At 62.4% G+C, this 23,171-nt stretch carries 22 protein-coding genes; 7 read left to right on the forward strand and 15 right to left on the reverse strand.

Annotated features, from left to right (window positions below):
• Positions 1-8: 8 nt before the first annotated feature.
• The 4 genes from atcC (at position 9) to ACWPWQ_RS03120 (ending at position 2,829) form a co-directional block, all read left to right on the forward strand.
• Entirely contained in the window at positions 9-911 is a 903-nt protein-coding gene (gene atcC, locus ACWPWQ_RS03105; RefSeq protein ID WP_454008970.1) for a cold adaptation protein AtcC, read from the forward strand.
• 200 nt (positions 912-1,111) lie between these two features.
• Entirely contained in the window at positions 1,112-1,363 is a 252-nt protein-coding gene (locus ACWPWQ_RS03110; protein WP_202047581.1) for a hypothetical protein, read from the forward strand.
• Between the two features lie 71 nt (positions 1,364-1,434).
• Positions 1,435-1,809: a hypothetical protein gene (locus ACWPWQ_RS03115; protein WP_454008971.1), complete on the forward strand. Its 375-nt coding sequence runs from the start codon at positions 1,435-1,437 to the stop codon at positions 1,807-1,809.
• A gap of 255 nt (positions 1,810-2,064) precedes the next feature.
• Positions 2,065-2,829, forward strand: a complete 765-nt coding sequence (locus ACWPWQ_RS03120) for a CPBP family intramembrane glutamic endopeptidase (protein ID WP_202047480.1) — start codon at positions 2,065-2,067, stop codon at positions 2,827-2,829.
• 118 nt (positions 2,830-2,947) lie between these two features.
• Here the strand turns inward: ACWPWQ_RS03120 and ACWPWQ_RS03125 are convergent, their stop codons facing one another.
• Entirely contained in the window at positions 2,948-3,160 is a 213-nt protein-coding gene (locus ACWPWQ_RS03125; protein WP_454008972.1) for a hypothetical protein, read from the reverse strand.
• Positions 3,161-3,479: 319 nt separating this feature from the next.
• On the opposite strand from ACWPWQ_RS03125, the gene ACWPWQ_RS03130 reads away from it, so the two are divergent.
• On the forward strand, positions 3,480-4,469 hold the full coding sequence (locus ACWPWQ_RS03130; RefSeq protein WP_454008973.1) for a toll/interleukin-1 receptor domain-containing protein: 990 nt from the start codon (positions 3,480-3,482) through the stop codon (positions 4,467-4,469).
• A 102-nt stretch (positions 4,470-4,571) separates the two neighbouring features.
• Here ACWPWQ_RS03130 and parC read toward each other — a convergent pair whose 3' ends face one another.
• From parC to nudF, 11 genes are all read right to left on the reverse strand, one after another.
• A complete protein-coding gene (parC, locus tag ACWPWQ_RS03135; protein WP_454008974.1) occupies positions 4,572-6,866 on the reverse strand; it encodes a DNA topoisomerase IV subunit A in 2,295 nt (764 codons plus the stop codon).
• Between the two features lie 71 nt (positions 6,867-6,937).
• Positions 6,938-8,833, reverse strand: coding sequence for a DNA topoisomerase IV subunit B (parE, locus tag ACWPWQ_RS03140; protein WP_265437058.1), 1,896 nt, complete (start codon positions 8,831-8,833; stop codon positions 6,938-6,940).
• A gap of 168 nt (positions 8,834-9,001) precedes the next feature.
• Positions 9,002-11,014 (reverse strand): FUSC family protein, encoded by a 2,013-nt coding sequence (locus ACWPWQ_RS03145; RefSeq protein ID WP_454008975.1) that lies wholly within the window; start codon positions 11,012-11,014, stop codon positions 9,002-9,004.
• A gap of 1 nt (position 11,015) precedes the next feature.
• Positions 11,016-11,882 carry an efflux RND transporter periplasmic adaptor subunit gene (locus ACWPWQ_RS03150; RefSeq protein ID WP_247627317.1) on the reverse strand — a complete coding sequence of 289 codons (867 nt, stop codon included), beginning with the start codon at positions 11,880-11,882 and terminating at the stop codon, positions 11,016-11,018.
• Complete coding sequence (locus ACWPWQ_RS03155) at positions 11,875-12,117, reverse strand: DUF1656 domain-containing protein (RefSeq protein ID WP_454008976.1); 243 nt, start codon at positions 12,115-12,117, stop codon at positions 11,875-11,877. Before ACWPWQ_RS03155 ends, ACWPWQ_RS03150 begins: the two co-directional genes overlap by 8 nt.
• Positions 12,118-12,210: 93 nt before the next feature.
• Complete coding sequence (locus ACWPWQ_RS03160) at positions 12,211-12,612, reverse strand: GFA family protein (protein WP_454008977.1); 402 nt, start codon at positions 12,610-12,612, stop codon at positions 12,211-12,213.
• A 38-nt stretch (positions 12,613-12,650) separates the two neighbouring features.
• Positions 12,651-13,274, reverse strand: a complete 624-nt coding sequence (locus ACWPWQ_RS03165) for an NUDIX hydrolase (RefSeq protein WP_139438796.1) — start codon at positions 13,272-13,274, stop codon at positions 12,651-12,653.
• A gap of 2 nt (positions 13,275-13,276) precedes the next feature.
• Positions 13,277-13,864, reverse strand: a complete 588-nt coding sequence (locus tag ACWPWQ_RS03170; RefSeq protein ID WP_202047489.1) for a YqiA/YcfP family alpha/beta fold hydrolase — start codon at positions 13,862-13,864, stop codon at positions 13,277-13,279.
• A 9-nt stretch (positions 13,865-13,873) separates the two neighbouring features.
• Positions 13,874-14,692 (reverse strand): 3',5'-cyclic-AMP phosphodiesterase, encoded by an 819-nt coding sequence (gene cpdA, locus ACWPWQ_RS03175; RefSeq protein ID WP_454008978.1) that lies wholly within the window; start codon positions 14,690-14,692, stop codon positions 13,874-13,876.
• Between the two features lie 27 nt (positions 14,693-14,719).
• Complete coding sequence (locus ACWPWQ_RS03180) at positions 14,720-15,166, reverse strand: DUF1249 domain-containing protein (protein WP_454008979.1); 447 nt, start codon at positions 15,164-15,166, stop codon at positions 14,720-14,722.
• 209 nt (positions 15,167-15,375) lie between these two features.
• Complete coding sequence (nudF, locus tag ACWPWQ_RS03185) at positions 15,376-16,017, reverse strand: ADP-ribose diphosphatase (protein ID WP_043132558.1); 642 nt, start codon at positions 16,015-16,017, stop codon at positions 15,376-15,378.
• Between the two features lie 307 nt (positions 16,018-16,324).
• Here nudF and tolC point away from each other — a divergent pair, with 307 nt between their 5' ends.
• Positions 16,325-17,650 carry an outer membrane channel protein TolC gene (gene tolC / locus ACWPWQ_RS03190; RefSeq protein WP_319912243.1) on the forward strand — a complete coding sequence of 442 codons (1,326 nt, stop codon included), beginning with the start codon at positions 16,325-16,327 and terminating at the stop codon, positions 17,648-17,650.
• A 108-nt stretch (positions 17,651-17,758) separates the two neighbouring features.
• Here tolC and hldE read toward each other — a convergent pair whose 3' ends face one another.
• Positions 17,759-19,186, reverse strand: coding sequence for a bifunctional D-glycero-beta-D-manno-heptose-7-phosphate kinase/D-glycero-beta-D-manno-heptose 1-phosphate adenylyltransferase HldE (hldE, locus tag ACWPWQ_RS03195; protein WP_025325570.1), 1,428 nt, complete (start codon positions 19,184-19,186; stop codon positions 17,759-17,761).
• Between the two features lie 251 nt (positions 19,187-19,437).
• On the opposite strand from hldE, the gene lpxL reads away from it, so the two are divergent.
• The gene (gene lpxL / locus ACWPWQ_RS03200; RefSeq protein WP_454008980.1) at positions 19,438-20,361 is read left to right on the forward strand and encodes an LpxL/LpxP family Kdo(2)-lipid IV(A) lauroyl/palmitoleoyl acyltransferase; all 924 of its coding nucleotides are present in this window, start codon (positions 19,438-19,440) and stop codon (positions 20,359-20,361) included.
• Positions 20,362-20,423: 62 nt separating this feature from the next.
• On the opposite strand, the gene ACWPWQ_RS03205 is transcribed toward lpxL, so the two are convergent.
• Both ACWPWQ_RS03205 and lysE read right to left on the reverse strand, forming a co-directional pair.
• Positions 20,424-22,403 carry a bifunctional 2',3'-cyclic-nucleotide 2'-phosphodiesterase/3'-nucleotidase gene (locus tag ACWPWQ_RS03205; RefSeq protein WP_454009049.1) on the reverse strand — a complete coding sequence of 660 codons (1,980 nt, stop codon included), beginning with the start codon at positions 22,401-22,403 and terminating at the stop codon, positions 20,424-20,426.
• 127 nt (positions 22,404-22,530) lie between these two features.
• Positions 22,531-23,151 (reverse strand): L-lysine exporter, encoded by a 621-nt coding sequence (gene lysE, locus ACWPWQ_RS03210; protein ID WP_139438811.1) that lies wholly within the window; start codon positions 23,149-23,151, stop codon positions 22,531-22,533.
• Between the last annotated feature and the right edge of the window lie 20 nt (positions 23,152-23,171).

Consider the following 23,171-nt stretch of genomic DNA (forward strand, 5'->3'; position numbering starts at 1 on the left):
AGAGCCCTATGCAGCTAGTCATCCGCGAGGCCAACGAAGGCCCCTTCCTCACCCAGGTGCTGCGCTTTGGTCGCGACAACGAACGCCTGAGCGCCCAGCAGCTTGCCGCCATCAAGGGCAAGGCGGTGCTGATGAGCCTGAAATTCGCCGACAAGTACTACAACAAGTACAAGATGCACCTGCTGGAGCAGGCCGCCCACGACGTCATCGGCGTGGTGAGCCTGGGGTTGCAGGAGCTCTCCGGGCGCGACACGGCCCGGGCGCTGGCCCTGCTGCAGGCGCCGGAGGGGCCCATCAAACCGTTCCAGAAGGGCTGGTCCATGCTGATCTCCGTCGGCCCCAAACAGACGGGCAACAGCCTCTATGGCGACGTGGATGCCAGGCTGCTGGACAAGGTCTCGAGCCCCCCCGACATCGAGGAGTGGCAAGGGTGGCAGGAGTACGAGAAGGCGCTGGCCGAGCACAACAAGAGCCGCCTGATGGGGCTTATCGATCAGCACTTCTTCGCCAGCGAGAGCGACCACCCCACCATGGAGGACAAGCTGGCCGAGGCCCTGCTCTACCGCATCCTGTGCGGCAAGGGCAGCGGCGCCGCGCCCCTCAAGGTGAAGCAGGATCTCAAGCGCAAACTTGCGCGGGAGATTGAGCTCGACGAGCGCTGGTACGATACCGACTATCTCGCCGCCCAGCTTGCCCTGCTGCTCGCCGAGCTGCCCGCCGACATGGCCGATGCCCTGCGCCAGGAGCTGAGCCCGGGCTTCGTGCCGAACCTGCTGCACACCCTGGGGTTTGTGCGCCAGTACCAGCAGCAGCAACGGGAGAACGCCTCCCCGGAGAAGCTCGACAACATGGAGATGCGCGCCGGGCTCAGGCACCCCCTGCTCGGCTGGCCCCTCTACCACGACTTCTAGCGTCTGTCGGCGCTTTGCATGGCGCCATGGCCGCCTGTCCCCATAACGCCCGGCTTGCCGGGCGTTATGCTATCCGCCATCGGCCGCCGCCGAACTACCTCCTCAGCGTCATTGGCTCACCTTTTGTCAGGGATATAATGGCTCCCCCATACCGACCGCAGGGGAACGCCGTGAGCAGAAAACCCGACCGCATCACCGCCATGCAGCAGATCATCGACGCCGTGAAACAAGAATTCCCGCTCTATCAACCGGATACCTTCAGGTGCGGGCCGGACAACAGCTGCATCGGCTGCCCCAAGAAGCTGATGGAGCTGGTGGATACGGATCTCTGCTACTGGCAATACCAGATCGATCGCGGCATTCCACCCTCCTTCGACGAGATCCAGCGCTTCGGCAAGATGTGCAAAAATATCCGCCGGGCCCTGGTGCGCAACGGCCGCATCCCCGCCTGATGCTTTGCCCCCGCATCTGATAAGGTGTGACCCACAGGCCCGGAACGGGCACAAGCGAAAAGGAGAGCAAGATGACCCAGGAGCGGATCCAGACCCGATATAAGCTGGCGGGCCCCTTTGCCACTCAGGCCGAGTTGGAACAAGCCATAGCCCGAGCCATAGATGCCCACAAGCAGGACTTCTTCCCCCTGCTGGAGCGGCTAGTGGATGAGGGCAATCCCGCGGTCAACCTCAGCCAGGAGCACCCGCCGCGAGTGCTTGGCATAACGCTCGACGCCGAAGGCGCCACAGGCTCGGCCCTGCTCAGCTACGAATCCAACTTCTTCGAGTGCTGCCTCATCGTCGACAAATATGGGCAGCACCAGATCAGCGTCCCCTTTCGCCTGGAAGGGGACGAGCTCGTCTTCGACCTTGAGCTGCCCATCGCCTGGAATTTCAATAATTAATACTTCGGCGGTGTGATAAGCGCAGCGCATGGCACCGGCAACCCGGGTGAAGTCGGTGGGGCTGTGCCAGGGACTGAATGACACGACGGCCAAGAAGGCAGGAGCTCCGAGATAACGGCTCGATGGTCGGCCTTTGAATAAAGAGGCTGGCATGGCTACCCAGGCGCCCCACTTGGTGTAGGGTTGACTCCATGCCAACTGAATGAACTATCGAGGGTCAGCATGGGTGAGCACCAATCTGCAGCAATGCCGGGTTTGAACGACGGCGATAGCTATGGCTTCGAGCGCAAAAGTGCCGGAGACTTCCCCTTCTATCGCCAGCCCCCGAATGCCTTGTCTGGCCGCAGCTGGGTGCTGATCCTACTGGGGGTGGTGCTGGGGTTCGCCGTGCTGACGGCGCACCTTGCATTTTATAAAACCACGGCGGGCGGCTTTGTATCCGCCATCCTGTTCCCCCTCATCCCCCTGGCCGTGCTCGCCATGGTGGCGGGGAAGGCATGGCGAGCGCTGTTTCGAACGCCGACGGGGCGGGATCTCCTCTTGATGCTGGCGATCGCCGTCGTCAACATTCTGGTCTCGGTTGCCGTTGCCCTGGTGCTGCAACAGCTGTTCAAGATGAGTGACAACCCGGTCAGCGCCATGCTGGCAGAGGCCCCCAATACGGCGCGCATCCTCTTTTATTTAAAAACGGCCCCTCAGCTCTTTGGCGAGGAGGTGGTCTCCATCCTGCCTTTTCTGGCCATCCTCTGGTTTTGTCACACAAAGCTCGCCCTGACGCGCAAGTCCGCCATCATCATCGCCTGGCTATCCACTGCCCTTATCTTCGGGGCCATGCACCTGCCCACCTATGACTGGAATTTTCTGCAATGTTTTCTGGTGATCGGCACGGCCCGCATCGTGCTGCTCAGTGGCTACATCATCACCAAAAACATCTGGGTATCGACCGGCGCGCACATCATCAACGACTGGCTGCTGTTTACCGGCATGGTGCTGCTGCATGGTGCCCAGGCCGGCATATAGGGCCGCAACAGGCCGCTGCATGATCACAGAAAAGGAGCCCTGACGGCTCCTTTTTCCATTACCCAGCCCATAGAAAAGGCGAGACCCTTGCCTCGCCTTTGCCTGCGTCAGGTGGGGATCAGGTGAGATAGTAACGCCACGACCTGCTCGGCTCTGCATAGCCGACCCGGATGCAGAAGGGGGCGAGCTCGTGATTGGCCTGCTCCAGGCTGAGGGTCTGGTGGGCATCCTGCTCGCACCACTGCACGAACTCGTCGCTGTTGAAGCTGTAGTGATCCCCGTGAAAGGCCCCGTGGGCCTCGATCAGTCCGATGGCTTTGTCGATCTCCATGATTGGCCTCCTGGCATTGTGCTGCTCCTTTCAAGCTTAGCGAGTGGGGGAGGCTTGCGAAGCCAGAATGTTCGCCCCATCAGCACTGTGAAGATAGGTAAAAAGAGAGATAGGAGCTGTCGGCCAGCCGTTTACGCTAACAGCTGATTCAGCCTCGGTCCTGTACAGCCAGACGTAGGGTGTAATAAGCGCAGCGCATTGCACCGGCAACATAGGCGCGATAAATAGCGGTGCAATTCACGTTGTTCATTGCACCCTACTTACTTAATCGTCAGAATAGTTGTATCCAACAGTAATGGTTCAGGAGCATCTTAGAATTATGGCTAGCCTCGTTTTTTCCTACTCCCATGCTGATGAAGCATTACGTAATGAACTTGAAAAACATCTCTCCCCTTTGAAACGCATGGGAAAGATATCTACATGGCACGATCGATGCGTTATTCCAGGGCAAGTGTTTGAGCATCAAATTGACCAATATTTTTCTGAAGCAGACATTGTACTCTTGCTGATTAGCAGTGATTTTATCGCTTCTGATTATTGTTATCAGGTTGAAATGGTAAATGCTATGGAGCGTCATAGACATGGCGATGCAGTAGTTATTCCAGTAATTTTAAGGGAATGCGCCTGGCATAAATTACCGTTTGGCAACATCCTTGCTGCCACAGTGGATGCTAAACCGATCACGAAATTCGCTAGTCATGATGAAGGCTATGTGCAGGTGGTCGATGCAGTAGCGCGTGCCATTGATAATATGGAGGTGAAAAAAGCGCGGCAGAATTTTGGCTTTCGTTCACCGACTTCTTCGCCTTCGTTGACCCAAGAAACAGAATCCATTTTCACGCCGAGATCCAGCAACCTTTCTTTACCTAATAACTTTACCGATCTCGATAAAGATCGTGCCTGCCGTGAAGGGTTTGAGTACGTTTCCCTATATTTTGAAAATTCCCTGTCTGAGCTTAAAAAACGTAATCCAGGGGTAGATTATGAGTTTCACCAACTGGATGCCAATGCATTCAGTTGCGCCATTTACATCAACGGGAGCCGAGTTGGTCAGTGTGGCATTTGGCGTAACAACAGCCGTAATCATGGGGCGGGAGATATATGCTATGGTCAGGGTGGCATAACCAGAAACAGTTACAATGAATGTTTTATTATTAACGACAATGGTCAAACTCTTGGTTTCCGTCCATTGATGGGTGTTTACACAATGAGTTCTTCAAGAGAGATATTACTCACGAACGAAGGAATGGCGGAACACCTCTGGGATATGTTTTTCAACCAAATAAAGCAGGGCCATAGGCTGGGCTGAGTTTGCGAACTCTAGCATTAACCACCAGCAATGGTAATAAATGAAACCCTCATTTATTACCTGAAATTAATAGGGAGCAATAAATTGCTCCCTCTTTAGTTATCACCCCTCCTGATTTTCCCCGGCTGCCGGTTCGGCACCGGCGGCGGGTTCAATCTCGATGCGATCGACGCGCTGCAAACCACGGGGCAACTTGGCGCCGCGGCGGCCGCGCTCGCCGCGGTAGTAGTCGAGATCCGAGGGTTTGAGGGTCAGCTTGCGCTTGCCGGCAAACAGGGTGACATATTGCCCCTGAGGGATAATGGCGGCCATCACCATAAACTCCTCCCGCGCCTTGACGCGCGCCGAGGGGATGCTGATGAGCTTGTTGCCCTTGCCCTTGCCGAGCACCGGGAGAGTGCTGAGCGGGAACAGCAACATGCGCCCCTCGTTGGAGATGGCCATGCAGAGATCGGTTTCTGGCGAGCCAATCTTCTGGGGTGCCATCACCTGGCCCCCTTCCGGCACGGTGAGCAGCGCCTTGCCGTTCTTGTTCTTGCCAATGAGATCGTCATATTTGCAGACGAAGCCGTAACCGGCGTCGCTCGCGATCAGATACGGCTCCCCTTCGTTGCCCATCACCAGATGGCGCACCTCTTCCCCCGCCCCGAGTGCAAAGCGGCCGGTGAGCGGTTCGCCCTGACTGCGGGCGGAGGGCAGGGTGTGCGCCTCCAGGGAATAGGTGCGGCCCAGGCTGGAGAGGAACACCGCCTGCTGGTTGCTGCGCCCGCAGGCGTGGGCCAGATAGCCATCCCCCGCCTTGTAGGAGAGCCCGGCCACATCCACGTCGTGGCCCTTGGCGGCACGCACCCAGCCCTTGTCAGACAGGATCACTGTCACCGGTTCGCTCGGGGTCAGCTCCTTCTCGGTCAGCGCCACGGCGGTGGCGCGCTCCACCAGGGGGGTGCGGCGATCGTCGCCGTACTTCTCGGCATCCGCCAGCAGCTCTTTCTTGAGCAGGGTGTTGAGGCGACGCTCGGAACCCAGAATGAGTTCCAGCTTGTCGCGCTCTTCCGCCAGCTCTTCCTGCTCGGCGCGCAGCTTGAACTCTTCCAGCTTGGCCAGATGGCGCAGTTTGAGCTCGAGGATGGCCTCGGCCTGGGTCTCGCTGATGTTGAAGCGCTCCACCATCACCTTGCCCGGCTCATCCTCGGTGCGGATGATCTCGATCACCTCGTCGATGTTGAGGTAGGCGATCAGCAAGCCTTCGAGGATGTGCAGGCGAGCCAGCACCTTGTCGAGGCGATATTGCAGACGGCGGCGCACCGTCTCGCGGCGAAAGACGATCCACTCGGAGAGGATCATCTTGAGGGTCTTCACCTGGGGCCGGTTGTCCAGCCCCAGGATGTTGAGGTTGACCCGATAGTTCTTCTCCAGATCAGTGGTGGCGAACAGGTGGGCCATCAGCCCCTCCACATCCACCCGGTTGGAGCGCGGCACGATCACCAGACGAGTCGGGTTTTCGTGGTCCGATTCATCGCGCAGATCGGTGACCATGGGCAGCTTTTTGGCCACCATCTGGGCTGCGATCTGCTCCATGATCTTGGCGCCGGACGCCTGATGGGGCAGCGCCGTGATGACGATGTCGCCATCCTCCTCGCTCCACACCGCCCGCTGCTTGATGGAGCCCTTGCCGGTCTCGTAGATTTTGCGGATGTCGTCGCGCGGCGTGATGATCTCGGCGTTGGTCGGGTAGTCCGGCCCCTGGATGTGCGTCATCAGCACATCCAGCCCCGCATTGGGGTTGTCCAGCAGCTCGGCACAGGCAAGGGCCACTTCCCGCGCGTTGTGGGGCGGGATGTCGGTCGCCATCCCCACCGCGATGCCGGTCACCCCGTTGAGCAGGATGTGCGGCAGGCGGGCGGGCAGCACCACGGGTTCCTTCATGGTGCCGTCGAAGTTCGGCGTCCACTCCACGGTCCCTTGGCCCAATTCCGAGAGCAGCAGCTCGGAGAAGCGCGACAGCCGCGCCTCGGTATAACGCATGGCGGCGAAGGATTTGGGATCGTCCGGTGCACCCCAGTTGCCCTGACCGTCCACCAGCGGGTAGCGGTAGGAGAAGGGCTGGGCCATCAGCACCATGGCTTCGTAACAGGCGCTGTCGCCGTGGGGGTGGTACTTACCCAGCACGTCACCCACGGTACGGGCGGACTTCTTGTGCTTGGAGAGGGCCGACAGCCCCAGCTCGCTCATGGCGTAGATGATGCGCCGCTGCACGGGCTTGAGGCCGTCGCCGATGTGGGGCAGGGCCCGGTCCATGATGACGTACATGGAGTAGTTCAAGTAAGCCTGCTCGGTGAAGGCGCGCATGGGCTGGCGCTCTACCCCGTCCAGACTGAGCTCGATAGCATCACTCATATGTTTTTCTCTTGCTATGGCGCGCCCCTGGAGGGCACGCCTGGAATGCGGGTCGGCAGCTAACCGACGGCTTAGATGATGGCAAGGTTCCCCTTCTCCTCTAACCATTCACGGCGATCCGGGGCGCGCTTCTTGGCCAGCAGCATGTCCATCAGCTGCAGGGTCTCGTCCCCCTCCTCCAGCTCGCCCATGGTGAGCTGCACCAGACGGCGGGTATTGGGATCCATGGTGGTTTCCCGCAGCTGTTTCGGGTTCATCTCGCCCAGACCCTTGAATCGGGTCACCATCACCTTGCCCTTCTTCTTCTCCGCCTCGACCCGCTGCAGCACGCCGTTCTTCTCGTCCTCGTCGAGGGCATAGAAGACCTCCTTGCCGATGTCGATCCGATAGAGCGGCGGCATGGCCACATAGACGTGGCCCTTGTTGACCAGGGTGCGGAAGTGCTTCACGAACAGGGCGCACAGCAGGGTGGCGATGTGCAGACCGTCCGAGTCCGCATCCGCGAGTATGCACACCTTGCCGTAGCGCAGGCCGCTGAGATCCTCGGAGTCGGGATCCAGGCCGATGGCCACAGAGATGTCGTGCACCTCCTGGGAGGCGAGCACCTGACCGGCCTCCACCTCCCAGGTGTTCAGTATCTTGCCGCGCAGCGGCATGATGGCCTGAAACTCGCGATCCCGCGCCTGCTTGGCGCTGCCGCCTGCGGAGTCACCCTCCACCAGGAACAATTCCCCCTGCATGGGGTCGGCGCAGTTGCAGTCGGTAAGCTTGCCGGGCAGGGCCGGGCCCTGGGTAATCTTCTTGCGCACCACCGTCTTGGCGGCGCGCATCCGGCGCTGGGCGCTGCTGATGCAGATCTCGGCTATCTGCTCCGCCAGCTCGGTGTTGCTGTTCAGATAGAGGCTGAAGGCATCCTTCACCACCCCCGAGACGAAGGCCGAGCTCTGGCGGGACGACAGCCGCTCCTTGGTCTGACCGGCGAACTGGGGATCCTGCATCTTGACCGAGAGGATGTAGGCGCAGCGATCCCAGATGTCTTCCGGGGTCAGCTTGACCCCGCGCGGCAAGAGGTTGCGGAACTCGCAGAACTCGCGCATGGCGTCGAGCAACCCCTGACGCAGGCCGTTGACGTGGGTGCCGCCCAGCGCCGTGGGAATGAGGTTCACATAGGATTCGGCGAGGCATTCGCCCCCTTCCGGCAGCCAGCACAGGGCCCAGTCCACCGCGGATTGATCCGTGCTGAAGGCGCCGACGAAGGGCTGCTCCGGCAGGCAGGTGAACTGCTTGACCGCATCGATGAGGTAATCCTTGAGGCCATCTTCGTAGCACCACTCAAGCCGGATGCCGGTGTTCTTGTCGAGGAACTTGATGGTTAGGCCGGGGCAGAGCACGGCCTTGGCCTTGAGCAGGTGCTCCAGCTTGGAGACCGAGAAGCGCGGAGAGTCGAAGTAGCTCGCCTGGGGCCAGAAGCGCACCCGGGTGCCGGTGTTGCGGCGCCCGCAGGTGCCTGTGATGGTCAGCTCCTGTACCTTGTCGCCGCGCTCGAAGGCGATGTCATAGACCTGGCCGTCCCGGCGTACCGTCACCTCGACCCGATCGGAGAGGGCATTCACCACAGAGATGCCCACCCCGTGCAGACCGCCGGAGAACTGGTAGTTCTTGTTGGAGAACTTGCCCCCCGCGTGCAGCTTGCAGAGGATCAGTTCCACACCGGATACCCCTTCCTCCGGGTGTATGTCGACCGGCATGCCACGACCGTCGTCGATCACCTCGAGAGACTGGTCCTCGTGCAGGATCACCTCCAGGGTGCGGGCATGGCCCGCCAGCGCCTCGTCGACGCTGTTGTCGATGACCTCCTGGCCGAGGTGATTGGGCCGGGTGGTGTCTGTGTACATGCCGGGGCGGCGACGCACCGGTTCGAGGCCATTGAGGACCTCAATGGCATCCGCATTGTATTGAGTGGACATGGAGGGCCTTGCGAATTGACGTTTGGAGGGAATCTTACTCGCTGGGAGGGCCTTGGACAAATAGGGCGGTGGCAAAGGGTGATCCAGAGAGGCGATGGCCCAGCGGGATCAGGCGGGTGCCAGTGCCGATGACTGCGCCTGCAACGCCCAAAACAGGGACGAGAGGGATCAGGCGGGTGCCAGTGCCGAAGGCTGTGCCTGCAACAGGGGGGAGAGGGAGCTATGGAGTCGCCACACCAGGCCCGCCAGCTCCCGGGCCGAGGGCTCGGGGTGATCGGCCAGGCCACGACTGATGCGATCCAGCTCGGCCAGGGTCTGATGGAGGGAGCTGTGCTGCACCCCCTGCTCGGTGAGGATCCCCTCCAGACAGCGCACGCAGGCGTCCCGCACCAGATGGAGTGCCGGCTCCCTGCCCCGCCACTGGCGCAGTTGCCAGACGATGTGGCTGCAGTTGAGCAGCACCACGCCCCAGCGCAGCACCCAGAGCCGGGCCCCCGGATCCTGCCCCTGACCGAGCTGGCTGATGCAGTGATAGATGAGGGATTCAAACTGGCTCTCGTTCTGCCGGGGCCTGGCGGCCAGCTGATCGATGAAGTGGCGGCGCAGGGAGCGGATGAGGCGGCGGCTCTTGCGCCTGTCCGAGCTGGGTCTGAGGATCTGGAACGCCAGCCCGGCCACCATGACCCCCAGCACCTTGCCGATGCTGTCGTTGACGAAGGCCTGATAGTCGTAGCTCGGCGGGTTGGTGATGGCGAGGAAAGAGCCGAGCAGCACGATGAGCTGGCCCCAGAGCGCCGCCGACGAGGGGCGCTGCAACTTGATCAGCTGCATGGTGATGAGCGCCGGGAACAGCAGGGCGCAGAACAGCCAGAAGTCGTCGATGCGGATCATCAGGCCGAACTTGACCGCGAAGCAGATCAGGCTCAGCAGCAGGATGGCCTGCAGCATGGTCTGGGTCCCCTTGGTCGGCGTCGGGGTGGCCGAGTAGAGCACGCAGCAGATGGAGAGCAGGGTCAGGGCCGAGGCGCCCGACTCCCACTGGGTGTTGATCCAGAAGGCGCAGCCCAGCACCACGCAGAGGAAGGTGCGACCGCCGTTGTAGGCCGCCTCGACGCTGTCGTTGTAGCGGGTGAGCGAGCTGTGGCGCGGCGGTGCGGGCCACTCCTGGCCGTCATAGGACGCCAGCCGGCCGAGCCAGCGCTGGCACTCCAGATAGCTCCAGCAGAAATGGCGCAGGCGCAGCCAGAAGGTGCGGCGGCGAAAGTCGCTGCCCGACTCGGCCACGAAGGGGGCCAGCAGGCGGGCGATGCGGTATTTGTCGCAATCGGGCTCGTCCAGCGCGCGGATCACCGAGCCCAGCAGGGGCGTCAGCCCGTCCGGCGGCTGCGGCCAGTGTTGCAGCATGCGGCGCACCCCGGAGATCAGGCTGACCATCCGCAACTGGCGGTGCAGCAGGAAGTTGAGCAAGCGGTTGTGGCGGCGCAGACGGTGGTGACTCCACACCGCCTGAATGCGCAGCACGTTCATGGTGAGGATCTGGCCGATGATCCCCTCGTGGGCGCCGCGCACATCGGCTCCCGCCTCCCCCAGCCAGAGCAGTTGGGCGTGCTCCCGCAGCCGGGCCTGGCTCTTGCCAAGGGAGGCCAGCAGGGTCTCGCCATCCGAGAGGCTCGGCAGAATCATCATCATCAGGCCGCCGCAGAGGATGCCCACTATCACCTCGCTCACCCTGGCCTGGGCGATGTCGAAGATGTGCGCCGTCTCGGTCACGTTGACGCAGGAGAAGGCGATGATGGCCGCGGTGTAGCCCGCCAGGGCGAAGGCGTAGGAGACGTTGTTCTGATGGTGGTTGGAGATGCAGGTGCAAAGGCCGAGCCAGAGCGCGATGAGGAAGCTGAACAGCCAGGGATCGCTGATGCCAAGGCCGGTGATCATCACGGCCGCCATGGCGCCGATGAGGCTGCCCACCACCCGCCCCAGGCTCTTGCTGATGACGCCGCCGACGGTGGGGAAACTCACCACGGCAGCGGAGGTCATGGCCCAGTAGGGGGCATCCAGTTGCAGCACGAAGGCCAGCCAGAGCGACAGGCACATGGCCAGGCTGTTGCGCAGAGCGTAGCGCCACTGGCCCTCATTGGCCTGGCCCCAGGGTGTCTGGCGCCAGCGTCCCCGGCCTGCCACCCTATTCCCCAATGGTGATGGTGCAGGTGGTGCCCGCGATCAGGGCAAGCCCGGGCGGCACTTCCAGCAGCTTGATCCGCACCGGCACCCGCTGGGCCAGCCGCACCCAGGGCACGTTCGGCTTGACGTCGAGCAGCAGCCCCTCGCTCCCCTCCAGGCTCTGATCGTGAATGGCGCGCCCTATGCTTTCCACCTCCCCCTTGAGCGCCTGCTCCCCGCTGTAGAGCACCATGCGCGCCGGCTTGCCCGGCGCTATGTGCCCGAGCTTGGTCTCTTCGAAATAGCCCTGCACGTAGAAGGAGTGGATGTCGACCAAAGCCACCAGGGGCACCCCGGCGCTGGCATAGTTGCCGACCCTGGCCTGCAGGTTGGTGATGTAGCCGTCGCTGGCGGCGTGCACCTCGGTTCGCGCGAGCGACCATCTGGCCTGCTCCAGATTGGCCTGGGCCACCTGATAGGCCGCCTTCATCGCCTGGGCATTGAGCCTGGACTCGTCGACCGCCTCGGCGGAGATGACGGTGCGGGACAGCCCCTGGCGACGCCTGGCCTCGTGCTCCGCCTTGTCGAGATCCGATTTCGCCTTGGCCAGGGCCGCGTTGGCGTTGTCCAGGGCAATCCGGTAGGGCACGGGATCCAGGCTGAAGAGGACGTCCCCCTTCTTCACCAGCTGGTTGTCCTTGATCCAGATGCTGACTATCTTGCCCGACACCTCGGGGGTGATGCTGACCAGCTCGGCCCGCACCTTGCCATCCCGGGTCCAGGGGCCCTGCATGTAGTAGTTCCACAGCCACCAGAGCGACACCAGCGCCAGGGCGCAGACCAGCAGGGTGGAGAAGTATTTGAGGGTTGCCAGGGGAGATTTAGCCATGTAGCAGTATCCAGAGTGCGCCACTGACGGCGAGGATAAACAGGGAGAGATCCATCAGCAGGGGGTGCCAGACCTCCCCGCTGTAGAGCCAGTCCCGCAGCAGGTGGTGCACCGGCAACCAGCCGAGCAGGCCGAGCAGCACCGCCTTGAACAGGGGCGGAAAGTAGAGCGAGGCCCCCAGGATCAGATCCGGCAGCGCTGAAGCAGTCGTCACGGGCAGGCTCCCGGTTGGCAAGAGGAGAAGAGTGGCAATGGCCCGCCAGAGGGCAGGCAGACCAAGGTTAACACAGCCATTTCGACGGCTACAGAAGCAGATGGCCCCCTGGTCTCATTCCGCCCTGTCGGCCGGGTGGTTGATGCCGTCCCGCAGCGGCACCTCCCCCAGCTCGAACGGATTGACCCCCTCGAGGCAGGCGAGGTTGTAGCCATACTCGGCCGGATTGGAGCGGCGCTGGTGGTGGGTGTAGATGCCGCAGACACCGCAGAAGTAGTGCTTCGCGGTGCGGGTGTTGAACTGGTAGCAGCGCAGTGCCTCCTCCCCCTGCAGGATGCGGATGCCGGAGAGCGGCACAGAGGCGACTATGGCCCCCCGCCGCCGGCAGAGGGAGCAGTCGCAGCGGCGGGGATCCACCACCCCCTCCGGCAGACTGAGCTCCAGCACCACGGCGCCGCAGTGGCAGCTGGCCCTGTGTTTCGCCTGAATGGGGGTATTGCCGATGCGTTTGATCATGTGGCCTCCTTGCCGCCGGGCCCAGTGTCCCGGGAGTGTCAGTCAAACAGGGTGTGGCGCCGCCCCTGCCGCACATGGTCGTGCAGGCTGCGCAGCTGGGACTCGACCACCCGGTGGCGGGAGAGCTCGGGCAGGGCGTCGATGGGGAAATAGGCCGCCCCCCGGGTCTCGTCAGTCTCGGTGAGCAGCGATCCACCCGTCACCTCGCACAGGAAGAAGGCCTTGTGGGCATGGGGCAGTTGCGGGGGATGGGGGTGCTTGAGCTTGTCGAACAGGGCCAGCAGCTGCACCGCACGGCACTCCAGACCTGTCTCCTCCACCACCTCGCGCACCACGGCGCCCGCCGGCGAGTCGCCGATGTCGCACCAGCCCCCAGGCAGGGTCCAGAGCCCGTCGCTGCGCTCCTGCACCAGCAGGAGATGACCGTCGTCGTTTTGAATAAAGGCCCGTACATCCAGCTTGGGGGTGGGGTAGCCGTCATCCAGGGCGATCCACGAGGCGATGGCCTCGGGCGCCAGCTCGCTCTGGCTGGCGATGAGGGCCACCGTGGCCGCCCTGAGCGCCTCGAAGCGGGCAATATCGAAGGGATCCTGGGAGTAGGTGAGGCCCGCTTGCGCCGTGGCCAGTACCTGTTCCAGAAAGGCGGCCAACGGCGGTTGCACGGCTAGAGCCCGAGGAAACGAATGATCTGGGCCGGATAGCGCTCGAAGCCGACGAAGGCGTGGTTGCCGCCGCACTCCAGGGAGAGGCGGGCAAACTCGTATTCCCTCAATGCCTTGCGATAGTCGAGCACCTCATCCTCCTGCTGCTGCAGGATCCAGAGCCGCTCGGGGGCGCGCACCGGCACCGCCAGCGCCCGCAGCTCGTCCATGTGGGTCGGCAGCAGCTCGTAGCGCTCGTCGGTATAGGGATTGACCTGGGGGCCCAGGTAGTCGCAGAGCAGCTCGTGAGGACGCACCGCCGGGTTGATCAGCGCCGCGCGGCAGCCATGCAGTTCGCTCACCCGGGTCGCCATAAAGCCGCCGAGGGAGCTGCCCACGGCACCTAGCCTGAGCCGGCCATCATGGCGAGCCCTGGCCTCGGCAATGACGCCCTCGATGGCTTCCCAGGCCGCCGCCGGGGTATTGGGCTGGGCCGGGATGAGCACTTCGATGTCGGGCCTGTGTTCTGCCACCCAGGCCGCCATCTGCTGCGCCTTGGCCGAGCCGGGGGATGAATTGAAACCGTGCAGGTAGAGGAGTACGGGCTTCATGGCAACGCCTCAGTAACCGGTGGCATCGGGGTCGGGCACGAACTGCCCCACCGGCAGCCGCCACACCTGGCTGGCAATGCGGCCATCCGGATGCAGGGTGAGATAACGCCAGCCCGGGCCGGATTCGTCCAGGGCGAAACCGTCGGAAAGCGGCTTGAACTGGATGCAGGTGGAGGGGCTGGCGATCAGCCTCACCCCGCGGTGCACCTCGTCAAACTCCTGATGCACATGGCCGAACAGAATGGTTTTCTGCTGGGGGTGGCGGGCCAGCACGGCGAAGAGATCGTCGGCATTCTTGAGATTGTGCTGATCCAGCCAGGCGCAGCCCACCGGCACCGCCTGATGGTGCAGGGCGATGAGGGCGTGGCGCTCGGGATGCTGGCGCAGGGCGCTGTCCAGCGCCGCCAGCTGGTGATCGCCGAGCACTCCGTGGGGTTTGCCACGCACCTGGGTATCGAGCAGGATCACCTGCCAGTGCTCTCCCACCAGCTGCTTGGCCTCGCTGATCCCGGCGGCATGGAGATACTCCGTCATCAGGGGGCCGTCATCGTGGTTGCCGGGCAACCAGTAGATGGGGCGCGCCAGCGGGGCCATCATGGAGGCGAACCGCTGATAGGATTCCGGGCTGTGATCCTGGGAGAGATCCCCGGTGGCGAGGATCAGATCGAACGGATGCGCGTTGGCCTGCACCTGCTCCAGCACGGCGGCCAGGCTATCTGCGGTTCGCACGGCCAGCAGTCGTCCCTCGGCACTGGCGAAGAGATGGGTATCGGTAATCTGTAACAGGCGCACACTGCCGTCCGGCGCCTGAGGTAGCTCTGTTTCCAAAATCACGCTTCTTTTTTATGGGTTCGACTAGAGGATGTTGATCAGGCTGGTGCCATGTTTGAGACAAAATCTTAGCCAATCGGCCAGGAATAGATTTACCTGCTCTTTTTCATCCCTGTGGTGCATTTTTTTATTGGGATAATCATAACGTGGTTGCAACATTGAAATCTGTTGCGCCGCACACACTTCCGCCATCCGCACGTCGTGATACAAACGAATCTCGATGCGAGCCTGCAAGTAGCTCGGCAACTCGGGATTGTGCTGGACCAGGATCACCTGGCTGGTGAAGCGGCTCTCCTCGCTGACGGTGAGCTGGAACTGCAGGCCGTTGCCCACCTGATAGCGGCGCTCCGCCCCCACGCTGCCGCCGGGGGGCAGCAACTTCATCAAGGCCATGTAGTTCACCTCGCAGGTACGCTGCAAGGACATCAAGTCAGGCACATAGCGCTTCATCGGGCTCTGGACTAATGGCATATCGCAGCTCCATCAATCAACACCCGTGGGTAATTGACCTCGCAGGTACGCTGCAAGGACATCAGATCAGGCACATAGCGCTTCATCGGGCTCTGGACTAATGGCATATCGCAACTCCATCAATCAACACCCGTGAGTAATTGACCTCGCAGGTGCGCTGCAAGGAGATCAAGTCAGGCAGATGGCGCCCGGTGTGAACGAGCACCACCTCAGCGCCCCGCCAGCCAGCGGGCCTGCAGCTCGCCATGATTGAGGGCCAACCATTGCAGGGCGATGACGGAGGCGGCATTGTCGATGCGCCCCTCTTTGAGCCAGGCGTAAGCCTGCTCGCGGCTCACCACATGGACCCGGATGTCTTCACCCTCTTCCGCCAGACCGTGGATCCCCGCCGCCTGGCTGGCATCCACCTCCCCCACATAGACCTCGATCCGCTCCGTGCTGCCACCCGGGCTCACCAGATAACTGATGGCATGCTCGCAGCGGCCCACCTCGATGCCTGCCTCTTCCACCGCCTCCCGGCGCACCACGGCTTCGGCGGTCTCCCCTTCATCTATGATGCCGGCCACCAGCTCCAGCAGCCAGGGAGTGGGGCTGGTCTCGATGGCACCGATGCGGAACTGCTCCACCAGCACTATCTGGTCCAGCACGGGATCATAAGGCAGCAGCGCGGCCGCATGGCCCCGCTCGAACAGCTCGCGGACTATGGGCTCATTCCAGCCACCGGCAAATAACCTGTGTTGCAGGCGATAGACGTTCACTTTGAAAAAGCCGTTGTATCCAGATGATTTATCGATGATTTTCACATCATCACCGGAATAGTGACTGGTTTGAGGCAAGGCTTGCTGTGACATACGAGACTCCTACCAGCTTGACTTGGCTTGGTTTGACCATAATATTCGGGGGCATGAATGAACATTCATTCACTCGCTCTCGCCGACGATGAGGGATGGATTTTAGCAGCCACAGGACATTTGGCTAGGCGCGTTGCCGAGAAAACTCGCCCTGACTCTTGACGTTCCTGTCGCAGGAAAAGAGACAGTTCGCAATGAAATCTGCTTGTAGTAGAGTGGTTAAGCTGAAATCAAGCTTGGTCGGTGACAATCCCCTCCTTCATCCAGCGGACAGCTTTGGGTTGATAAATAAGGTTAAAAATATCATATGAAAAGAACACTCTTGTCAGTCATGGTGATGCTGGGTGTGAGCAGTGCCGCTCATGCCGAAGACCTGCTCGAAATCTACCAGCAAGCCCAGATCAAGGATACCCAGCTGCTGGAATCCAAGGCCAAGCGGGACCAAGCCTTCGAGAAGATCAACGAATCCCGCGCCGCCCTCTTGCCACAGATCAATCTGGGTGCCGGCCTGAACTACCTGCAGAACAAGGACGATACCCAGACCAACACGGGCGCCACCGGCTCGGTGACCCTGGATCAGTCCATCTACCGTCGCAGCAACTGGGTCAACCTGGACCTGACCGAGAAGAGCGCCACCCAGTCCGACGTGGCCTACAACCTCGAGTACCAGAACCTGATGCTGCGTACCGCCCAGGCCTACTTCGACGTGCTCAAGGCGATGGACACCCTGGAGTTCGTCCGTGCCAACAAGACCGCGGTAGAGCGTCAGCTGGAACAGACCCAGCAGCGCTTCGAAGTGGGCCTGACCGCCATCACCGACGTGCATGAAGCCGAGGCCGAGCGCGATCAGGCGCTGGCAGACGAGATCAATGCCGAGAACACCCTGGACAACAGCTACGAGAGCCTGCGCGAGCTGACCGGCATCGATCATCGCCAGCTGGATGTGCTCAACACCGAGCGTTTCGCCCCGCAGAAGACCCCGTTCAACTCCGACAAGTGGCTGGAGCTGGCCCTGGACAAGAACCTTGAACTGCACAGCGCCCGCATCGGCAAGGACATCGCCAAGGAGCAGATCGATCTGGCCAAGACGGGCCACGAGCCGACCCTGGATCTGGGCGCCGGCCTCACCGCCGGTTACAACGACTACAAGGACGAGATCCGCAACCCCGAGAGCAACAGCAATCAGGGCAATGTCGGTCTGAACTTCAACCTGCCGCTCTACACCGGGGGCGCCACCACCTCCCAGGTCAAGCAGGCCCAGTTCAACTACGTGGCCGCCAGCGAGCAACTGGAGCGCAGCTTCCGCTCGGTGCAGAGCACGGTGCGTTCTTCCTACAACAACGTGAACGCCAGCATCGGCTCGGTGCGCGCCTACAGCCAGTCCGTCATCTCCGCCGACAGCGCCCTGAAGGCGACCGAGGCCGGCTATGAAGTGGGTACCCGGACCATAGTCGACGTGCTGGACGCCACCCGCAAGCTGTACCAGGCCAAGCAGAAACTCTCCGAGGCCCGCTACAACTACATCCTCAGCATCCTCTCCCTCAAGCAGGCCGCCGGCATACTGGAGCAGAAGGATCTGGAAGACGTGAACCAGGGCCTGATGCCCGCCGCCCAGGTGACGACCAAGTCCTGAGCCAAATTCACGGCATGAAAAAAGGCGACCTTGTGGTCGCCTTTTTGCTGCTTGCTTGCCCCTCGCCAGGGCGAGTGATCAGGCACCTCCGGCCGAGGCCGGAGGTGCTCAGCCGCGCTCGCGTATGGTCTTGATGATCTCGCTGGTGGAGCAGCCGTCCTCGAAGTTCAGCACCCGCACCTCGCCGCCGTTGGCGGTCACTTCGGCATAGCCGGCGATCTCTTCGGGCTTGTAGTCGCCCCCCTTGACCAAGAGGTCTGGCAGGATCTCGGCGATCAGTCGCTGGGGCGTGTCCTCACCGAAGGGCACCACCCAGTCCACGGCACCCAGGGCCGCCAGCACCGTCATGCGGCGCTCGGTCGGGTTGACCGGACGACCCGGTCCCTTGAGGCGGCGCACAGACTCATCGGTGTTGACCGCGACTATCAGGCGATCCCCCAGCTTGCCGGCATTGGCCAGGTAGGAGACATGGCCAGCGTGCAGGATGTCGAAACAGCCGTTGGTCATCACCACCTTCTCGCCGCGCAGACGGGCGGCCTGCACCGCCACCTTGAGCTGGGCCTCGGACATGACGCCAAAGCCGGTCTCCTGTTCGGTGTAGAGGGCGTTGGCCAGCTCCACCGGGCTCACTGTGGAGGTACCCAGCTTGCCCACCACTATGCCGGCGGCTGTGTTGGCCAGGGCGCAGGCCTCGTCCAGGCTCATGCCGGCGGCCAGGGAGGTGGCCAGGGTGGAGATGACGGTATCGCCGGCACCGGTGACGTCATAGACTTCGTGAGCCTGGGCCGGCAGGTGCAGCTCGGGCTGCCCTTCGCGGATCAGGGTCATGCCGTTCTCGGAACGGGTCACCAGCAGGGCGTCCAGCTCGAAGCGCTTGACCAGCGCCAGCCCCTTGGCGACCAGCTCCTCTTCGCTCTTCACCTTGCCCACCACGGCCTCGAATTCGGACATGTTGGGGGTCAGCAGGGTGGCGCCGCGATACTTCTCGAAATCCGTCCCCTTGGGATCCACCAGCACCGGGATGCCGGCGGCGCGGGCGCGGGCAATCATGCCAGGCACGTCGTTCAAGGCGCCCTTGCCGTAGTCGGAGAGGATCATCACGTCGGCCCCTGGCAGCGCCTGCTCCACCTTGCCCATCAGCAGGCTGGCATCCACGTCGTGGAAGGCCTCTTCGAAATCGAGACGCAGCAGTTGCTGGTTGCGGGACAGCACCCGCAGCTTGGTGATGGTCGGGTAGTCGGTCAGACGAACAAAATCACAGGCGACCTTGACCCCTGCCATCTGGCCGGCCAGGGCATCGGCGGCCTCATCCTGACCGGTCAGCCCGAGCAACACGGCCTGGGCGCCCAGGGCGGCGGAGTTCAGGGCCACGTTGGCGGCGCCACCCGGGCGCTCCTCGATGTGCTCGACCTTGACCACGGGCACCGGCGCCTCGGGGGAGATCCGGCCGGTGGGGCCATGCCAATAGCGATCCAACATGACATCGCCAACGACCAGAACGCGGGCTTTCTCAAACTCGGGCAGGGTGATTTTCATCTGTATCGGCTCTCAAAACCTGAAAATTTCAGCGGGCGATTTTATCACACTCTTTTCCGGGACGTGAAAAAGCACTGCCATGCCCGCCATGGCACTCCCCGCCCGACCCCTCTGACCAGGTGATGGCGATTCGCACCCGCCCCCGTTTTTCGGATAGAATCCCCTGATTGTGAGTGACAGCCTGTCCACGGGCACCGATCCCCCGTGTCGGCTGGGCTCCCTCCCTTGCCTTTGTGAACAAGAGACTCTTCATGGCCCAAGAACATGCTCCCCGCCTCGAACCCCGTCTGTTCCATCCCCGTTACTGGGGCAGCTGGTTCGGTCTGTGCCTGCTCTGGCTGCTGGTGCTGCTGCCCTGGCGCAGCCAGATGTGGCTGGGTCGCCAGCTCGGCACCCTGGCCCGCAAGGTATTGAAATCCCGCGTCAAGATTGCCCGCCGCAACCTGGAGCTGGCGATGCCCGAGCTCAGCCGGGATCAGCGGGAAACCCTGCTCAAACAGAACTTCGAGAGCGTGGGCTGCGCCATCTTCGAGGTGGGCATGGCCTGGTTCTGGCCAGACTGGCGGATGCGCCGCCTGATGAAGGTGGAAGGGGAAGAGCATGTCATCGACGCCATCGAGAAGGGCCAGGGCATGCTGCTGCTCTCCTGCCACTTCCTCACCCTTGAGCTCAACGCCCGCTGCTTCGGCCTGGTGCGGCCCGGGGTCGGCGTCTATCGCCCCAACACCAATCCGGTGCTGGAGTATGCCCAGTACCACGGTCGCTGCGCCTCCAACAAGTACCTGGTGGACCGGATGGACGTGAAGGGGATGATCAAGGCGCTGCGCAACGGCGACGCCCTCTGGTACGCGCCGGACCACGACTACGGCAGCCACGCCAGCGTCTTCGTGCCTTATTTCGCGGTGGAGCAGGCGGCCACCATCACGGGCACCGCCACCCTGGCCAGGGTCAAGAACACCGTCACCCTGCCCTGCTACAACATCCGTACCCATGAGGGCTACACCCTCCACATAGGGGCGCCGCTGGAAGACTACCCGAGCGGTGACGACCTGGCCGATGCCGCCCGCGCCAACCGCGAGATTGAAGCCGCCGTGCGCCGTGCCCCCGAGCAGTACATGTGGCTGCATCGCCGCTTCAAGACCCGCCCCAACCCGGAGGATCCGGGTTTCTACTAAGGACTCTCCCATGAAAAAGCCCTCGCACTGCGAGGGCTTTTTGTTGTCTACCCGAGGCTGCCTTACTGGCGGATCAGGCGGTAGATGGCGTAGCCGGGATGCTTGGCGTCACTCATCGGCAGGGTGGACTGGTACGCCAGATCCGCCCCCGCCAGGGCCTTGGCCTCCTCACCCGGGGAGGAGTAGAGGCGCACGTCAACGCCTGCGGGCAGCGCCTTCATGTGCCAGTTGTTGTTGGCCGCCGGGCTGAAGCCCGCCGGATTGGCAGCAGACTGGGACTTGAGGTACTGGGCGATGATCTCCCGCGTCTCGAAGGGATCTTCGTGCACTATGTTGCTGCCGTCGATGCCCGGGAAGTGACCGCCGCCGCTGGCACGGTAGTTGTTGGTCACCACGTAGAACTTCTGGGCCGGATCCATGGGCTGGCCGTTGAAGGTGAGGCCGCTGATGCGCTGACCGTCGCTGACCTTGAGCCCCTCCTTGCTGTAACGGGCCGGCTGGGTGATGTCCACCTCGTAGCTCACCCCGTCGATCACGTCGAAGTTGTAGGTGGGGAAGCTCTCGTTCACCAGCCACTGCACCTCTGTCTTGCCGGTGTCTATGCGGTTGAACTGGCCGGCACTCATCTCCAGCCACTCCTTGACGGTGGCCCCGTTCACCTCGACCACCTGCAGGGTGTTCGGATAGATGTAGAGGTCGGAGACGTTGCGCAGGGAGATGTCCCCCTGGGCCACATAGGTGAAGTCATTGATGCCGTTGCGACCGCCACGGAAGGGGGCCGCCACCGACAGGATCGGGTAGGGCTCCTTGAGCAGACCGTCTTTTTGCAGCTGCTCGGCGTGCTGACGCTGGGCATCGCTCACCAGTTGCACCGAGGGGTCATCCTGCACCAGGGCGAAGAAGCTGTGGATGGGAGAGGTGATCTTGCCTAGCGGCTCATCCAGCCACTGGTTGGTGGCGTCGTGATCCGCCTGCACCAGGTCCACCACCCGCTGATCCACGGCGCTGCCCTCGCTGGAGTCGATCTTGCGCAGGCTGGCCTGGCTCTGCTTCACCTGCCACTTGCCGTCCACCTGTGCCAGCTTGAGGTCTATGATGCCGAGGTGATTGCCCCAGTAGCCCGGCATCACGGTCGGAATACCGCTCAGGGTACCGGCCTGGTTGTCCACCTCGGGCAGGTCAGGGAAGTCGCCGGGGAAGTTCTTGTGGGCATGGCCCAGCATCAGGGCATCGATCCCCTTCACCTTGGCCAGATGCCAGGCGGAGTTCTCCATCATGGCCTCGTAGCTGTTGGCATTGATGCCGGTGTGGGCCACCACCACCACCAGATCGGCCCCCTTGGCGCGCAGCTCGGGCACATAGTGGTTGGCGGTCTCGACCATGTCGGCCACTACCACCTTGCCTTCCAGATGGCGCTTGTCCCACTGCAGCACCTGGGGCGGTGTCAGCCCCAGGATGCCGACCTTGACGGTCTGTGACTGGCCCTTGTCATCCGTTACCTGACGCTCCAGCAGCAGATAGGGGGTGAACTTGTTGCCGCTCCAGTCGATTTGCCCCTTGGCGTCGCGCTTGAAGGCGCCCGCCTCGAACACGTTGGCGTTCACATAGGGGAACTCGGCCCCCGCCAGCACCTTGCCGAGGTAATCCAGGCCGTAGTTGAACTCGTGGTTGCCGAGGTTGCCCGCGTCATAACCCAGCTCGTTCATCGCCTTGAACACCGGGTGGGCCTGCTTCTCGAGGTAGCCGGCACCGGACTGCTCGAAGATGTAGTCCGCCAGCGGCGTGCCCTGGATCAGGTCACCGTTGTCGAGCAGCAGGTTGTTGGGGTTCTCGGCGCGGGCGGCGCGGATCAACAGGGCGGTACGGGAGAGGCCGAACTTGCGATCCTCCTTGTTCTGGTAGTAGTCATACCCCAGCACGTTGGAGTGGATGTCGGAGGTCTGGATCAGGCGCAGGGAGACTGTCCCCGGCTGCGCCTTGCTGTCATTTTCATTGCTGCAGGCAGTCAGCAGCACGATGGCGGCGATTGCCCCCAGCTTCATGGAGTTATTCACTGTCTTTTCCCTTTTATTATGAGTAACGCTTTACCAGCGCCGGGAATTTAACAGACGAATATGTCAGCAGATGACACCGGGACTCATTTTTATGAAGCCCGGCACAAAAATAGCCTTATGAGGCCAGCAGAGCCCCGCTGGCCAGCTTGACCGCCAGCACCAGCATTATGATACCAACAACCATATCAATGACTTGCTGCACCCTGCTCCGGGCAAGCCAGGGAGAAAGCGCCGCCGCCCCGACCGCCAGCCCGTAGAACCACACCAGGGAGGCCAGCATGGCCCCTGCGGCGAAGGCGGGCCGCAGATCCTCGGCAAACTGGCTGCCGAAGGAGCCGAGCAGCATCAGGGTATCCAGATAGACGTGGGGGTTGAGCAGGGTCACCCCCAGCGTCATGGCCAGCACGCTCTTGACCCCCATCAGCTGGGGAGAGTCCGCCAGGGCAGCCCCCTGCCCGCGCCAGGCACTGCCAAGGGAGCGCACCCCGAACCAGCCGAGAAACAGCACGCCGCCCCAGGTCAGCAGCGCCAGGCCGATGGGGCTGGCCGCCAGCAGGTTGGCGCCGCCAAACACCCCTATGCCGATCAGCACGAGATCGCACAGGCAGCAGAGGGTCGCCGCCAGCAGATGGTGGTTGCGGTGAATGCCCCGGCTCAGCACGAAGGCGTTCTGGGCACCTATGGGGATGATCATGGCAAGGCCGAGGGTAAAGCCTTGCAGTGTGGTCGCGAACATGGACAAACCTTTGTGTGGGA

Source organism: Aeromonas sp. Marseille-Q7275 (assembly GCF_965119515.1).